The sequence below is a fragment of the Aliiroseovarius conchicola genome, from assembly GCF_041403445.1.
Taxonomy (GTDB): domain Bacteria; phylum Pseudomonadota; class Alphaproteobacteria; order Rhodobacterales; family Rhodobacteraceae; genus Aliiroseovarius; species Aliiroseovarius conchicola.
This window is the reverse complement of the sequence record NZ_JBGEHL010000011.1, coordinates 1-14,797: the sequence shown is the minus strand read 5'-3', so window position 1 is coordinate 14,797 and position 14,797 is coordinate 1. Positions and strand designations below refer to the sequence as shown.

Annotated in this window: 12 protein-coding genes and 1 pseudogene; 5 read left to right on the top strand and 8 right to left on the bottom strand. The window is 53.9% G+C overall.

Annotation, left to right across the window (positions count from 1 at the left end; all coding sequences use genetic code 11):
- Nucleotides 1-309: 309 nt before the first annotated feature.
- Genes V6N04_RS15285 through V6N04_RS15275 form a run of 3 tightly spaced genes read left to right on the top strand, consistent with a single transcriptional unit; the run spans nt 310 to nt 3,451 of the window.
- On the top strand, nt 310-684 hold the full coding sequence (locus tag V6N04_RS15285; protein ID WP_371171060.1) for a DUF3302 domain-containing protein: 375 nt from the start codon (nt 310-312) through the stop codon (nt 682-684).
- A gap of 20 nt (nt 685-704) precedes the next feature.
- On the top strand, nt 705-1,850 hold the full coding sequence (locus tag V6N04_RS15280) for an HlyD family secretion protein (RefSeq protein ID WP_371171059.1): 1,146 nt from the start codon (nt 705-707) through the stop codon (nt 1,848-1,850).
- Between the two features lie 29 nt (nt 1,851-1,879).
- Nucleotides 1,880-3,451 (top strand): efflux transporter outer membrane subunit, encoded by a 1,572-nt coding sequence (locus V6N04_RS15275; RefSeq protein ID WP_371171058.1) that lies wholly within the window; start codon nt 1,880-1,882, stop codon nt 3,449-3,451.
- A 3-nt stretch (nt 3,452-3,454) separates the two neighbouring features.
- Here the strand turns inward: V6N04_RS15275 and V6N04_RS15270 are convergent, their stop codons facing one another.
- The 4 genes from V6N04_RS15270 to V6N04_RS15255 all read right to left on the bottom strand — a co-directional run bounded on the left by V6N04_RS15270 (nt 3,455) and on the right by V6N04_RS15255 (nt 7,833).
- On the bottom strand, nt 3,455-4,183 hold the full coding sequence (locus tag V6N04_RS15270; RefSeq protein WP_371171057.1) for an alpha/beta fold hydrolase: 729 nt from the start codon (nt 4,181-4,183) through the stop codon (nt 3,455-3,457).
- Nucleotides 4,180-5,721: an ABC transporter permease subunit gene (locus tag V6N04_RS15265; RefSeq protein WP_371171056.1), complete on the bottom strand. Its 1,542-nt coding sequence runs from the start codon at nt 5,719-5,721 to the stop codon at nt 4,180-4,182. Before V6N04_RS15265 ends, V6N04_RS15270 begins: the two co-directional genes overlap by 4 nt.
- Nucleotides 5,718-6,773 carry a quaternary amine ABC transporter ATP-binding protein gene (locus V6N04_RS15260; RefSeq protein ID WP_371171055.1) on the bottom strand — a complete coding sequence of 352 codons (1,056 nt, stop codon included), beginning with the start codon at nt 6,771-6,773 and terminating at the stop codon, nt 5,718-5,720. The genes V6N04_RS15265 and V6N04_RS15260 overlap by 4 nt, the downstream gene beginning before the upstream one ends.
- Nucleotides 6,774-6,867: 94 nt before the next feature.
- A complete protein-coding gene (locus V6N04_RS15255; protein WP_371171054.1) occupies nt 6,868-7,833 on the bottom strand; it encodes an ABC transporter substrate-binding protein in 966 nt (321 codons plus the stop codon).
- A 185-nt stretch (nt 7,834-8,018) separates the two neighbouring features.
- On the opposite strand from V6N04_RS15255, the gene V6N04_RS15250 reads away from it, so the two are divergent.
- Nucleotides 8,019-8,942 carry a LysR family transcriptional regulator gene (locus tag V6N04_RS15250; protein WP_371171053.1) on the top strand — a complete coding sequence of 308 codons (924 nt, stop codon included), beginning with the start codon at nt 8,019-8,021 and terminating at the stop codon, nt 8,940-8,942.
- Nucleotides 8,943-8,959: 17 nt separating this feature from the next.
- On the opposite strand, the gene cuyB is transcribed toward V6N04_RS15250, so the two are convergent.
- Nucleotides 8,960-9,664 (bottom strand): cysteate racemase, encoded by a 705-nt coding sequence (cuyB, locus tag V6N04_RS15245; RefSeq protein ID WP_371171136.1) that lies wholly within the window; start codon nt 9,662-9,664, stop codon nt 8,960-8,962.
- A 12-nt stretch (nt 9,665-9,676) separates the two neighbouring features.
- Nucleotides 9,677-10,690, bottom strand: coding sequence for a D-cysteate sulfo-lyase (gene cuyA, locus V6N04_RS15240; protein WP_371171052.1), 1,014 nt, complete (start codon nt 10,688-10,690; stop codon nt 9,677-9,679).
- Between the two features lie 120 nt (nt 10,691-10,810).
- Here cuyA and V6N04_RS15235 point away from each other — a divergent pair, with 120 nt between their 5' ends.
- Nucleotides 10,811-11,713, top strand: coding sequence for a LysR family transcriptional regulator (locus V6N04_RS15235; protein WP_371171051.1), 903 nt, complete (start codon nt 10,811-10,813; stop codon nt 11,711-11,713).
- A gap of 159 nt (nt 11,714-11,872) precedes the next feature.
- On the opposite strand, the gene V6N04_RS15230 is transcribed toward V6N04_RS15235, so the two are convergent.
- Nucleotides 11,873-13,912 carry a hypothetical protein gene (locus tag V6N04_RS15230; RefSeq protein ID WP_371171050.1) on the bottom strand — a complete coding sequence of 680 codons (2,040 nt, stop codon included), beginning with the start codon at nt 13,910-13,912 and terminating at the stop codon, nt 11,873-11,875.
- A gap of 127 nt (nt 13,913-14,039) precedes the next feature.
- Nucleotides 14,040-14,675, bottom strand: a pseudogene (locus tag V6N04_RS15225) (IS30 family transposase); the annotation flags it as partial.
- Nucleotides 14,676-14,797: the final 122 nt, after the last annotated feature.

Sequence of the window (14,797 nt, the reverse complement as noted above, 5' to 3'; positions counted from 1 at the left end):
ATACGTCCGCTGACATCGTGATGGTAATAAAGCAATGCGGTGACGGTTCTAGCGCGCCGACGGGCAGTTTAGGTTTTTTTCCAACATGTTACCGGGGGTTGCCAACGTAACGTCAACCATGCTCGTATGAATGGCAATACGTTTGGGAATCGACGCGCGAAAATTTAAGCGAAGTGATCAACCCGCCGGGCCGGGGCTATTGATGCCAGTTCGGAATAGGATGAGTGGCGTAGTTATTTGTGATCACCCTTAGCCATCCTACTGTTGTTGGATGAAATCGCAGCGATAGAAATCAGGAGGTTACAAGCCATGGGATTGCTCGGGCGGCCATTGGATTATTATGACTATCTGACCTTTGGCGCACTTCTGTTGATACTACTGGCCGTTATGGGTGTGATCCTATTTCTGATGGGGTTACCGGGTAAAATCGCTATCAAGCGCAACCATCCACATGCTGAGTCCGTTCGGATGATGGGCTGGATGGGGTTTCTTGCGGTGGTCCCTTGGTTACATGCCTTCATGTGGGCGTTCCACGATTCAATGACCGTGGATCTACGGCGGTTCCCAAAAGAGGAACGCGATGCTGTCCGCAAGGAAATCGAGCGTTTGGGTGGGAAAGTTCTTCCTGAATATCAGGCGGAAGAGACCGCGGACGCCGACCCCATGCCAACAAAGTCCAGCTGATTTAGAAGGGGCTTTTAAGGATGTTCATCGCACTCGCCATCACGCTTATCTACATCGTCGTCATCTGGTTCGTGTTCTTCAAAGCGAAACTGATGAAGTTCAATATATATTGGGGTGTCGCGTCGGTCTGGGTGGGCGGGCATTTGCTTTTGATCTTTCTGGTCGCACTTCGGTTCTTCCAACCAATGTCAATTGATAGCCACGTCATCCGTTCAACCATTCAGATCGTACCCAAGCTTACACAACCTACGATCCTGACGGATGTTTTTGTGACCCCAAACCAACCCGTCAAAGAAGGCGATCCACTTTATCAGTTTGACGATACAGTTTTCCAACTGGAACGGGATGCAGCGGCGGCGCAACTTGTGGTGGCCAAGCAGAACGTCAAGATCATGGAACAGGATCTGATTGCCGCCACTGAAACCGTTGAACGCGCCAACGCAAAGCTGGCTTATGCCAAGTCGCAACAGGCGCGATACGAGAAGCTGGTGCCGCAAGGTGGCGCGCGGCAGGATGATTTGGAGCGCTGGATCGAACAGGTTGCCGAGGATGAAGCCGGTAAGAAACAAGCCGAAGCCAACCAGAAAAAGGCACAGCTGGCGTTGGAGGCAAATATCGACGACGTCAATCCGGGCGTGGCGCAGGCAACCGCACAATTGGCAGAGGCCGAGTACTTTTTGAAAAACACCACAATCTACGCACCCGAAGACGGCATGATCGTATCCCAGCAGGCGCGACCGGGTTTGGTGGTTGGTGATCTGCGATTGGGGGCCATTGCTAGTTTCGTCACCGACGATGATCCCTACATTCTTGCCAGTTTTCGTCAACAGAACCTGAAGTTCGTCGAGCCGGGTCAGCCAGTTGAAATCGCTTTGGACCTGTATCCCGGTGAAATCCTTACCGGTGAGGTCGAGACCGTTTGGTGGGCGACAGGGCAGGGCCAATACCTGCCGTCTGGCCGGTTGCCGAGTTTTGTGCTGCCAAAGCCACCGGGCCATTTTGCAGTACAGATCAAGGTCGATGTCCCGAAAGACCGTCATTTGCCTGCGGGTGGCCACGCGGCCGTCGCGATCTACACGGGGCAGGGCAAGAGCTTCGAATTTCTGCGTCGTATCAGCATCCGGCTATATGCATTCGCCAACTTTATCCGGCCGCTCGACATCTGACGCCAAAGAGGTTCTGGGGGGAACTAAAGATGACCAAATCATCAGTGATACGACAGGCGTCCAGAGGCAGCCCCAAGCCCATACGCGGTTTCATGGCGACCGTGGCCCTGATCGCCTTCGTCGCGGGCTGCGCGCCGGTTGGCCCGAATTTTACCACACCTCGCACACCTGTCGTTAAGAAATGGGTGGCAGCCAATAGCTTTGCCCCCTCCAGCCAGAGCGGGCTGACCGCACGTAGTGCGCCGGTGGTGAACTGGTGGCAGACCTTCAACGATCCGATCCTGAATGATCTGGTTGCCCGAGCCTATGCGCAGAATCTGTCCCTGCAGATCGCTGGTGCTCGGGTTTTGCAGGCACGTGCGCAACTGGGCATCGCCTTCGGAGAGCTTTATCCACAATCGCAGACCTTGGGTGGGGCTGCCTCAACTCAACAGATCAGCAGCAATTTGGGGCCAATCAGCGATATCGAGCGTGTATTGCCGATCGACACCACCTTCAGCTCTAACAAGATCGGGTTCGATGCGCAGTGGGAACTGGACGTCTGGGGCTCGCAGCGGCGCCTAACCCAGTCGGCGAATGCCAATCTTGCCGCTCAGATTGCGAACTATGACGATGCTTTGGTGACGTTGACGGGTGATGTTGCCGCCGTTTACATCAATATCCGCACGCTGCAAGAGGCTTTGGACATCGCCCGTGCCAATATCAAGCTGCAACAGCAATCGGCAAACCTAACTCAGTTGCGGTTTGACAATGGTATTACAACCGAGCTTGATGTTCAGGAGGCCACGACGCTTCTGAACAACACCAAAGCACTTGTGCCGGGATTGGAAACCGATCTCCAACAGGCCAAGAACGCGCTGTCGGTATTGCTGGGTCAACCACCCGGGGCGATTGACAGTTTGATAGGCAAGTACCGCCGTATTCCGACAGCCAGCGGGAAAGTCGCGGTGGGCATACCGGCTGCGTTGCTGCGCAGACGTCCAGATGTTCGCGCCGCCGAGATGGAGGCAGCCGCTCAGTCGGCACAGGTTGGTATCGCGCTGGCGGATCTTTATCCGCAGTTCATCTTGTCTGGGGCCATCGGGTTGCAAGCCTCTGGTGGACGGCCATTGCTAAGCGGCAACAGCGCCACCAATCTTGCCAGCGCTGCAGTTGCTTGGCCGATATTCAACTATGGCCGGATACGCAACAATGTCCGCGCGCAAGATGCGCAGTATCAGGCGCTGGTTGCCAATTACCAGAACACGGTGATTGCGGCATATGCCGAGGTCGAAAATGCAATGGTTGCATATACAAACGCGCGGCGGCAGGTGGCGAACTACCGGAAGTCTGTTGACGCGTCGCGACGCGCGGCGAAGATTGCGTTGTCGCAGTACGAAGATGGCACAGCGGATTACTCGCGTGTTCTGAACGCCCAATCCGCGTTGCTGCGATCCGAGGCAAACTTGGTCGAAGCACGGTCGCAGGTCTCAGCGAACCTGGTCGCCATCTACAAAGGCTTAGGCGGCGGGTGGAAGATCCGACAAAATCAAGAATTCCTGCCGGAAACCGTATTGGCCGAAATGGCACATCGCACCGATTGGGGCGATCTTATCAACTGATGGCTAGCCTGATACTTGGAGAAAGTCCCCAAGTATCCGATTGAACAGGCCCGGTTTCTCAAGATGGGTCGCGTGGGCGCTGTCTGGTATTACCGCAAGGCTCGCACCGGGGATGGAGCGCCACAATTGCTCGGTCTGGCTCCAGGGATAGGTGCGATCGTGATCGCCCCATATCACCAGTGTTTTGACATCCATTTCACTCAAGCGCTCGGTGCCGCCCCAGTTCTGCATCGCGTCTAACCCCGATAGGATCGCTTGCAGGCTGCCTTGTTCGGCAATTGCAGCGCAATCTTCATAGGCCGCAGCATTTTCACGATCTAGAAACCAAGTCGCCGCTATTCGCCTTGCTGTCGCTTGTGATCCATCTGCTCGTGCGCGACGTCTTGAAGTTCCAATCGTCTCAAACCGACCGGGCAGGACCCCGGTAGCACCGGTCCCGTAGAGAACAAGTTGCTCGATGCGGTCAGGTGCCTGGGCAACCATGTCTTGTGCGACCATCCCGCCCATCGAGTGACCGATCAGGTGAAAACGCCCAATACCTCGGGCTGTCAGGTCGTCCAGAACCCAAGTTGCGAAGTCTGCAATACTGTCTAAGGCTTCAAGCTGGGCATTCTCGCCAAATCCGGGCAGATCAACGGTTATGACGTCGAACTGTTGGGCAAGCGCTTCGACTTGCCCTTGCCACTGGCGACTGCCACCCAGAAAACCATGGACGAATACAACCGGGGTCATTTGCGTCCGCCCTGCACGATGCGGTCAAGGATCATGGCACAGAACAGGATCGAGAAACCGGCAAGAATACCTTGTCCCACATTGGCGTATTGAAGCGCCTCGAGCACGTCTTCGCCCAGTCCTTTGGCTCCGATCAGGGACGCGACAACAACCATCGCCAGCGACAGCATGATGGTCTGATTGATCCCGGCACGGATCGACGGGCTTGCCAACGGAAGGTCAACTTTGGTCAGCAGATACCACTTGTTGGCACCGAAACTGATCGCAGCCTCACGCACACTTTCAGGGACGCCGCGTAGCCCAAGAACGGTCAGGCGGACAACAGGCGTTCCTCCGAAGATCATTGTTGTAACAACAGCCGCAGGTTTGCCAGTTCCAAAAAATGCGATCACTGGGATCATGAAAACAAACGCTGGCATGGTCTGCATAAAATCCATGATCGGCTGAATGAAGGAGTAAAACCGCGGTCTGCGGGCAGCAAACATCCCCAGTGGAATGCCGATCAAGATTGACAAACAAGCGGCTGTGCCCAGCAAAGCTAGTGTTGTCATTGCTTTTTCCCAGAACCCCAACAGGCCCATATACGCAAGGAAGGCGCCCGAGTAGATCGCCATGCGCACGCCGGCCGTAAGCCAGGTCAGCAGGATGATCAACGCCGCGACAACGATCCATGGCGTGCTAACGAATACAAGCTCAAGCGCATCCAACACCAGACGGATAAGGTAAGTGATGCCGTCGAACAGGGCCTCGCCTTTGATCACGGCCCAGTTGAAGAACGCCTCGACCCCGTCGATGCTGACCAAGCGAATATCTGGGTCCGTCGGAAATGCGTTTAGTAGGGCGAACCGGTTGGGGAAGCTATAGTGCATCATTGCGGCGGTCACGATTAAGATCATGAAGACGGCGCTGAAGACAATTTGGTTTACAGGCATGCCAGAGCGAATTGACCGATCCGACAGCCAGTCAGAAAATCTGTCTTCCAGCGCCCAATTGCCCACCACGGATTGCGCGATCTTGACCAACAACAAAATTATGACACCGGTCAGGACAATCATCGGACCTTCCGCCGCAAGGGCATCTGCCTCGGCCCGGATGCTACCGATGTTGGCTTCAAGAGAATCTACCGTTCGCCGGTAAACGTCGATCTTGTCGGATCCAGATTCAATAGCGGCTGCCAATTGCTGGCGTCGCAGCTCTAACGTGCCTTCGATCGATGCAATCCGTGCCATTGCGTCGGCACCCAGATCACCGAAAAGACCGCGGGCAATTTGAACGAAGCCCAAAGTTTCCAAAATCAAGAAGGGCAGGGCCCACGACCAAAGACCCCGCGCACCGAACCAAATTGGACCGAACAAACCTGCCATTGCGTTGAAGGTTGCGGTAAAGCGGGCCGAAGCGCCGATTTTGTCGAAGTTACGGATGTAATAGTCTGGGTTGGTGCGAACGAATGTGTGGATATTGTCCCGACGTTCTTTTGCGTAGGCAAGCGCCGCATCGCTTTCGGTGTCTTCCAGTGGGTTCACGCCAAGATCGCTCATGATACTTCCGTCCCTTCAATCACAGTGCGCAGCAAATCCGCGCGCGTGATTATTCCTGTGTCCTGACCACCTTGTTGAACGACAATGGGTTTCTCATCGTCGATGGCCATGTTGATAAGATTGCTCAGTGTTTCACTTTCCTCGACCCGGGGGGCATCAGCCGCAAGGGGTCCGTGCGTGGCGACATGCTCGTTGAGTGGCTGCATAACCGCATGTGCATGCACCACTTTCAGGCGCGAGATGCCGGCGACAAAATCTGCCACATAGTCATCTGCTGGGTGCATCACGATGTCCTCTGCCGTGCCCATCTGGACGAGTTTTCCGTCGCGCATGATCGCGATGCGATCCCCAATACGAACAGCCTCGTCTAGGTCGTGAGTGATGAATATCGTGGTCTTTTTCAGAATTTTCGACAGACGGATAAACTCGTCTTGAAGTTGCCTGCGGATCAGAGGATCAAGCGCCGAAAAGGGCTCGTCCATCAACAGGACATCGGGATTGGCTGCAAGCGCTCTGGCAAGGCCGACACGTTGTTGCATCCCGCCCGACAGCTCATGTGCAAACTTAGACCCCCAAGCACCCAGCTCGACGATATCCAGGATGGCTGCGGCTTGGCGCATGCGCTCGTTCTTGGCGACCTGGCGAATTTCTAGCGGCATCGCGACATTATCCAGTACCGAACGATGCGGCATCAGCGCGAAATTCTGAAACACCATGCCAATCTTCTGATTACGGAACTTCTGCAGCTCCTTCGGGCCAAGCGCCATCACGTCTGTGCCTTCAATTTCGATCTTTCCTGCTGTCGGTTCCAACAGCCGATTGAAGTGACGGACGAGTGTGGACTTGCCGCTTCCCGACAGCCCCATGATGCAGAAGATTTCCCCACGGTTCACCGAAAGACTGACATCGGCGACGCCAACCACAGCGCCCATTTCTGCAAGGACTTCGGCTTTGTTTAAGCCGCGTTCACGGATGGCTTGCAACGCGGCCTGCGGATTTCCACCGAATATCTTCCAGACATTCGAGATTTCAACGACAGTATCAGTGCTCATAAGGGATGCCCCTAGGCTCGATGATAGGAGAGGGTTCTTTGTGCCAACACCGAGATGTTTCGGTGTTGGCAGAGTTATTGCACAATACCTGTGCTTAGAGGCCCAGCCAACCGTCAACACGGTCGGGATTGGCTTCAACCCATTCACGGGCAACTTCGGCAGGCTCGCGCCCTTTGCCGCTGATCTCGTAGGCAAAGCCTGAAACGTCATCTGCTGTCAGCGCAAAGTTTGCGAAGAACTCCGCAATCGCTGGCGAACGACCGTCCAGTGAGTTTGACCAAGCGATCTGTACATTCTTCAGCGCGTCCTTGGACGCAACCATGGAATTATCATACCAATCGGGGTCGTCTGATGGTTGGACCATCTTGTATTTTGCCGGATCATAGGTCGGCTCAGATAGCATCTGAACATCGAACATGTACCAAACGGCATGCGGCTTATAGCAGTAGAACGCATAACCTTCACCCTTTGCGATACTGTCTTTGATGCGCGCCGTTTTAACGCTTTCCTCGGCGCGGATCGGATCGATGAAATCAAGCAGACCGTAGTCGCGCGTCTTAACTTCGTTGACGTTTGCCGAAGCCCAACCAGGCGCGCCGATCCACATCTCGCCTTTGCCATTGCCATCGCTGTCCATCAGCGCGGCGACGTCTGGACGACCCAGATCAGCGATGTCCGTGATGTTGTTTGCCTCACCGAAATCTTGCGACACGCAGAAACCCTGATTGCCCTCGTAGGGGTGGGTGGACAGCGTGACTGTTCCGGCCTCGTCGACATATTTCTTCGTGAAGCTTTCCTGATTTGGCAGCCAGACGTCCGGGTGCACATCGATGTCGCCCTTGCCCTGATCCATGCCCTGGAAAATAGTGGCGTTGTTGCCTGGCACGTATTCGACCTCACCACCGATACGCATTTCGACAACGGCGCCCAACAGATGTGCGATAGCTTGCGCGCCTGTCCATGACGGCACGCCAATCGCGACCTTTTCGCTGGCCAGTGCAGGCATTGCACACAGGCTGACGGCTGCAGCCACTGTGAATGACTTGAATGTAGTTTTCATGGGTTCCTCCTCCATTGGAACGATGCCGGACTTCCGGCAGATCATTTTCTTCCGCCCGACTTTCCATCGCGCTGCGAGAGAGGATCTGGTCCTCTTGATCCTGATTGAAAGCCTAGTTGAAACTGGATTGTGCACGCCAATTCAAACATTTCATCAAACTATTCCTGTTGTGCATAGTTTGGTATATGCTTGAAAAACGCTCTGAATCTAGCACTGGAACACCCATGGATCTAAACTGGCTTCGTGACTTTGTATGTCTTGCCCGGACGCTAAATTTTACTCGCGCTTCAGATGAAAGAAACATCACTCAGTCCGCTTTCAGTCGAAGAATCAAAGCGTTAGAGAGCTGGGTTGGATTGCCCTTAGTCAACCGCGCAACTTATCCGGTTCAGCTCACGGAGGCAGGACACCAGTTTCTTCCAGTCGCAGTGGCGGCGATTTCCCAGCTTTCGGAAAGTCGTCAATCCATCCGGGACGCGGACCGTGGCGACAGCCGGTTCATTCGTTTCTCGGTGCTTCATACGATCTCGGTGAATTTTCTGGCGGCACGGATAGATGATCTTCAGCTCCAGCTGCCGGACTTACGAACACGCGTCGTATCTGATTCTCTGAGCACATGTTGCGAGCTGCTGGTCGAAGGGGCAGTGGACTTCATGCTGTGCTACTATCACTACACGGTCTCGCCGATGATCGACGAGGCTGCATTTGCGCGAAAGGATCTTCTGACAGATCGTCTTATCCCAGTCGCTGCAAGCGAACCGGCCCGCGCGCAGGGGTGGGATTTAGGTAAACGTGACGGGCCACCGATACCTTACTTGGCATATGACCGATCGTCGTTTTTGGGAATGGTGGTCGAAAACACCGTGGATCGAAAACCGTTTCACGCGGAAACTGTTCATGTCGATGGGCTGGTCGAGACAATCAAACGACGTCTCATGCAAGGAAGTGGCTTTGCGTGGATGCCTGAAACTGCAATCGCCACAGAGCTGGGCGAGGGGTCGTTAATCCCGATTGGCGACGAAACTTGGCGCACAACGCTGACAATATCAGCCTTAGCGAATCCTGCCGCGTTCGATCAAATCGCCGGCGAGCTATGGGAACTTCTCTAACAGCCCCACGATGGTCATCATCGAGCACGAGATTTCAGTGTCTTTGAGAACTCGATCATGGCGCTTACCAACAAATCGACCGTATCGATGGCCCGTACATTGGACGCAATGCTGTCTGCTATGATTGAAAATTCTGAGCAGGCAACAATTTGTAGATCGGCGCCACGGGTTAGCAAATCGGCCGAGGCATCCCGCAACGTTGTACGTGCGTTTTCACAGGACCCACCGACCTTGATGGCCTTGATCGCGGCCAACATTTGATCGTTTTGCTCAGGCCAAATGACGGTAAAACCACGCTTTTCCAAAGCCGTTTCAAAAAGCCGTATGTGGCGCACTGCGGGCGAGGCGAGTATCCCAACACAGCCGCGTTCACCAAGCTCCTTAGTGGCGCGTTCGGCCGCAAGCTCGATCATATTTAGAAGCGGGATATCGACAGCGTCTGTGATTGCCCCGGCATAATGGTGCGCCGTGTTGCAAGGCATGGCCAAAGCCGTGGCGCCCGCGTTTTGCAACCGGCGTGCCATTGCGGCCAATACTGGGCCTGGATCCTTGCCCTTACGCTCGATCAGATGGGCAATCCGGGACGGGACTTGTGGGTTCATGTCGATCAATAGCGGGATGTGGTCGCCATCATCTTCCGCTGGCACCGCCTCCACCAACTTACGTTGGAGGAGGATAGTCGCTTCGGGGCCCATGCCACCAAGTACACCGATGGTGTTCATGATCGGCAAGGCTTATTCCGCAATCCAGCGGCCGCTGTGATCGAATGCAAAATCATATCCACCAAGAGCAGCAGCGCCACCAGTATGCAGGAACACAATCCGTTCGTCTTTGAACGCACCTTTACGCGCCAGATCGATCAGACCAGCAGCACCTTTGGCAGAATAGCAGGGGTCCAGCAGAATGCCTTCCAGCTCTGCAAACATCTGGATCGCTTCGATCCCACTTTGCGTCGGCAGGCCGTAACCTTCGCCCACGTAGTCCGTATTGGCCATGACGTCTTCGCGCTTCACCACACCGGCACATCCCAACTTCTCCGCAGTTCGTGTCGCCAAATCGAACACCATCTGCTCCTGCTTGGGTTGGGGGGCTCGTGTGCCGATACCGAGCACGGGCACCTGCGCGTTCATCGCGCACATACCCGTCACCAGACCAGCCTGAGTGCCCGATGATCCGGTCGCGTGTACCAGTCGGTCGATCTTCAAGCCGCTATTGTTGGCTTGGGACAGAAGCTCAAATGCGGCGTTAACATATCCCAGCGCGCCTGTCGGGTTCGAGCCGCCACCGGGGATCACATAGACATTGCGCCCCTCGGCGCGTTTCTTTTCCGCTTCCTTTTCCATCTCAGCGACCATGTCATGCCCACCCGGGAATTTCTCGGTTGTGGCGCCATGCAAATGGTCCAGCAGAACGTTGCCATTGTTGTTGTAGTTGGCGTTGTTATAGCCGGTGCGATCTTCTAACAGGATATGACAATCAAGCCCTAACTTGGCAGCGAAAGCTGCAGTCTGGCGGCCATGGTTGGTTTGGGTCGCCCCTTGTGTCATCACCATGTCCGCGCCTTGCGCTTCGGCTTCGGCCATCAGAAACTCAAGCTTTCTAGTCTTGTTGCCACCGGTTGACATGCCGGTACAATCATCACGCTTGATCCAAATCTCAACACCGAGTTCTTTGGACAGCCGGTTCATTGGCTCCAGCGGAGTGGGGAGGTGGGCAAGGTGAAGGCGGGGAAAACGTGCAAGATGCATGGCGTGACTCCTAAGTGCATTTCCCGCAAGTTACTGTGCTTTCATTGGCGTTTCTAATGCGTAATTGATCTTTTATATTGCAAAAATTGCAAGTTATACCGTGATGCGATATCAGGTGGTATGAAGCTCGAATGGATTGATGACATACTGGCGGTGTTGGATAACGGTTCGCTGGCGCGCGCTGCCGAAAAGCGACTTCTCACGCAATCAGCGTTCACGCGGCGCGTAAGGTTGATCGAGGATAATATCGGAACGACGTTATTCGATCGCCGTCGTAAACCTGTGACACTGATGCCGGGTGTTCAAGCTCTTGAGCCAGAGTTGCGCGATCTCAGCAATCGGTTGCATAAAATTCGACAGACATTGAAAACGTCAAGCGATCAGGTTGGGAAATCTTTGGCATTCATCTGCCAGCACGCATTAACCGCAACAATATCCCCCCAGATCGTCCGCGTCCTGACGGCTGACAGTGAAACTTCGGTGCGTGTAAGATCCGGCAATCAAGATGAGTGCCTGATGCAGTTGCTTTCCAAAGAAGTCGACTTTGCCATCATGTACGCAATACCAGACACCGCGCCTCCAGAGCCCGGCAACGGGTTCGAAGCCGTCACCGTAGGGGAGGACGTGTTGATACCCGTATGTGCCCCGGTCGTTCGTCCATGCCTTGCACGGGGCGCTCTTCCCATGATCAGTTATCCATCCGATGTTTTTCTGGGGCAGGTTGTCGATCGTACGATCATCCCACGCCTGTCGGACGCGATTTCAGTTCAGCCAGTCGCGGAAACCGCCCTGACACTCGCCATGCTGCAACTTGTGTTGAGCGAGATAGGAGTAGCCTGGTTGCCCCAATCGCTTGTCGTCGAGCACTTGGCACAGGGCAGACTTGTCCGGGCGGACGCGGAACTTCCATCACAAGCCCTTAATGTTCGAATGATCCGGCTGTCCGAGAAACACGCTGAGCACGGTGATCGGATGTGGCGTTGCCTTGCGGAGCAATTGAGCGACGTCTCAGCAAGCGAATAGGAGAGAAGGCTGTATCAGTCGTCGCGGATTATCGCACTGATGTCAGTGAAGTTTCAAGATCAGTTGCGACGGTTCATCGAAGACAACGGTGAACAAGGCTTAGCACCCCGTAGACCTCCCAAATCGGAGGGGTGTTAAGCCTTGTGGGATGGGGGATACCTACTCTCTGATCGTGTATACTGCGATTTGCCGCGCGTTTATTCGGTGAGTAAGTAACGATTTCTGTTCTTCAGAAGCCACAACAGGGGTTTGTGTACTGCTTTCTAGGGTTTGGAGAACCGTGCCATTCTCCGTATCACTGACTCTAAAAAGACCTTTTTGGCTCGCGGGATCATCTTCTCCTGTGAATTGCCATGCCTTATAGGGCATCGAAAACTCCTTGATTTGCCCTTTGCCGTGATTAACCCGCGTTTCTATACCATCGTTGAACCTCACAAAGGAGCCGTCGCTCACTTCAAATAGAACTGTGCGGCAAAATGATGGACCCCAGGCTGTTTGGGTGCTGACCAACGGCGGGTTATCTACCTTACCAGTTTCGCCGCAGAATCTCATTCCAATACCGCCAGCGGACTCATCGTTGTCTACAAAGCCCTGAAATGTAAGGTCTCCCCCACGATCTTTCGAATACGGGTCTTCAAGCGTCACTGATAGATCTGGATTGGTTAGATTTGCCAATCTAACTTCCTTCGCACCTCGCCGCTTCATCAGTGGTACATAAACCGATCCGCCACGAGCGATTAAGCCTCTTGGGCCGCTGCCGGCAAAGTGGGGTTCGTACGAAAGGGCGGCCTTTTCATCAAGAAGCGGCAGTGAAAGGAGAAATGCAAGCCTGCGCTCATCTCCCTCCGTAATCGGGTTGAGACAAAGAACCACCAAGTTTCCTTGCTCGTCTTCAGCCAAACTGTTCATGCTCACCTCGGGGTTTTGACAGTTGGAATCGGTCGATTCCCACTTAGAAACCTGCTGGTAGTTCGGAAGAGAAAACAGTGTGAGCTTTGTCTGGTGACGTCTGTATCGCCCAGTTTCGATCGGTTCGCCACGACTTCTTACAATCAGGTACTGTCGATCTTTTGTCCAACTAAAGGAGATGCGTTCATGTTTTTTCAATGGAGGGCTCAAATTGGCAATTCTGCCGCCCGTTGCTAAGTCGAACGCAGACAGTTGACTGCCGTTCTTTCCATGTGCCTCAAGTAGTACGGCTGATCTGTGGTCAGGCGAGATCTCCAAACTTACGTAGAAGGGATTGGGAAACTTGTAGGTTTGGGCGTCTAACACATGAGAGAAGGATAAAATGCTATCACCCGTCGAAACCTCCTCTGCTGGAGGGGCGCTGAGTGACTTTCTCAGTGCTGCAAAGCTGGAAGAAAACCCGTTAGGGCCAAGTGCGTATTGTATGCTGAAACTTGTTACCCAAAGACCGACCGCCGTGCCAACAGCCAACTGCAGACCAGTGGCGACCGAATAGGTGTTGGGGCTTTGCCATTCAACGTCTTTGGCATTCGATTGCTTCAACAAGCTACCAATTCCAATCGCGCTAATGCTAGCTCCGATGACGCTTGAAACAGACCAAGACGCTATGTGCGCAATGCGTACACTCCATGCTCGCCCGTTTAAAATATTCGGACGGGAATAACTTGAACTGGTTAAATCGAAGAAGGCATTGGATACTGCGACGGTCGCGGCTGCAAGCGCCACGGTCAGCAATATACCAAGAAAACTTCCTGCCCGCTTTGCAACGACACAGATCGTAAGAACCGGCCCTGCAAACACGACGCAGGCCGCCGCCATTTTTTGAATCACCAGTGTTCCCCAAGGCAGACCAACGATGTCCTCTAACAGAACAGGGGAATCTATTTTTGCATTGAGCATTGCGCGAGAAAAGTCGCGCTCATCCCAGAGGAACTCTGCTACAGGACCGTTCATGGCTGTGACACCAAACCATCCGGCGAAGACACTGAGGACAACGACGAAGTGTGCTCCGGCACCAAACTCTGGGATATGGCGCTTCAAAACGAAGAATGGCGCCGCGAGGAACAGAGCGGCTGACGTCAAAAGGACAAGGTTGATGCCCAAAGAATGATGGGCCTGAACTTCCACCGAATCTGAAAGAACTCGGTGCAGCGCCATACTGAAAAACGCTGAGAATACCGGCATCATCGCCCATAAAACAAGCCAACTTCGCCAAAATGGCATATTCATTACTGAATCCTTTACTCTAACGAATTCAACCTATATTTGTTCTCCTGCCTCATTCAATTAGCAAACATTCTGGAGCGAAGGAGCTTCATAACACACAACAAATTGTTGAAATTCTATAAGATGCACTCTAACCGGCCAACTTTAGTAGGTTCTCCCTGAACACCTCAGCTGGTGTGCGATATCCTAGGCATTTTCGAGGCGTGGCATTCAACGTGTCATTGATCTCGCGAAGATCAGGTTCCGTCATTGAAAGAATGGCTGCGTTCCTTGGGAGCCGTCTTCGTATGCGTTTGTTCATGTTCTCGACACTGCCTTTCTGCCAAGGCGCTTGGGGATCGCAGAACCAGGACTTCATACCCATTCCCTTGTCGAGTTCGCGCCAGGACACAAACTCAAAGCCGCGGTCAAATGTGATACTCCGACGCGCGGTCGAGGGCAGGGGGCTTAGCTGACCAATCAGTTTGTCCATGATCGGTCGGGATCGTCTATCATTGTTTTTGAACAGGACAGTGTAACGACTCTTGCGCTCGATGATGGTCGCGATATTGGCGTTGCCCTGGGCGCGTTCGAAGATCATTAGATCTCCTTCCCAATGTCCGAACTCCTCTCGTTCATTGATGTGACCCGGCCGATGCTTGATTGAAATAGCATCAGGAAAGGTGTTGCCGCGCGCTTTGCGCGCACATCTCGGTAACCGCTTCTTGCGTCTGGAAGGTAGCAATCGGCCCAGTTCCAGTGCTGCGCCATCCTTCGAGTAAATGAATGTCCGTCGTCATATAAAGTTGGACATCATAGCGGCTTGAGCATTGGAGGCTCTGGCTCGTTTGTGTGATTGATTATGCGGCTTGTTTTTCGTGATGCAAGCGTCGTTGCCGGATTGTCTGT

What these genes read in the sequence shown, in the direction of transcription:
- V6N04_RS15285 (WP_371171060.1), top strand. Translation starts at nt 310, where the DNA reads ATGGGATTGCTCGGGCGGCCATTGGATTATTATGACTATCTGACCTTT.
- V6N04_RS15280 (WP_371171059.1), top strand. Translation starts at nt 705, where the DNA reads ATGTTCATCGCACTCGCCATCACGCTTATCTACATCGTCGTCATCTGG.
- V6N04_RS15275 (WP_371171058.1), top strand. Translation starts at nt 1,880, where the DNA reads ATGACCAAATCATCAGTGATACGACAGGCGTCCAGAGGCAGCCCCAAG.
- V6N04_RS15270 (WP_371171057.1), bottom strand. Translation starts at nt 4,183, where the DNA reads ATGACCCCGGTTGTATTCGTCCATGGTTTTCTGGGTGGCAGTCGCCAG.
- V6N04_RS15265 (WP_371171056.1), bottom strand. Translation starts at nt 5,721, where the DNA reads ATGAGCGATCTTGGCGTGAACCCACTGGAAGACACCGAAAGCGATGCG.
- V6N04_RS15260 (WP_371171055.1), bottom strand. Translation starts at nt 6,773, where the DNA reads ATGAGCACTGATACTGTCGTTGAAATCTCGAATGTCTGGAAGATATTC.
- V6N04_RS15255 (WP_371171054.1), bottom strand. Translation starts at nt 7,833, where the DNA reads ATGAAAACTACATTCAAGTCATTCACAGTGGCTGCAGCCGTCAGCCTG.
- V6N04_RS15250 (WP_371171053.1), top strand. Translation starts at nt 8,019, where the DNA reads ATGCTTGAAAAACGCTCTGAATCTAGCACTGGAACACCCATGGATCTA.
- cuyB (WP_371171136.1), bottom strand. Translation starts at nt 9,664, where the DNA reads ATGAACACCATCGGTGTACTTGGTGGCATGGGCCCCGAAGCGACTATC.
- cuyA (WP_371171052.1), bottom strand. Translation starts at nt 10,690, where the DNA reads ATGCATCTTGCACGTTTTCCCCGCCTTCACCTTGCCCACCTCCCCACT.
- V6N04_RS15235 (WP_371171051.1), top strand. Translation starts at nt 10,811, where the DNA reads ATGAAGCTCGAATGGATTGATGACATACTGGCGGTGTTGGATAACGGT.
- V6N04_RS15230 (WP_371171050.1), bottom strand. Translation starts at nt 13,912, where the DNA reads ATGAATATGCCATTTTGGCGAAGTTGGCTTGTTTTATGGGCGATGATG.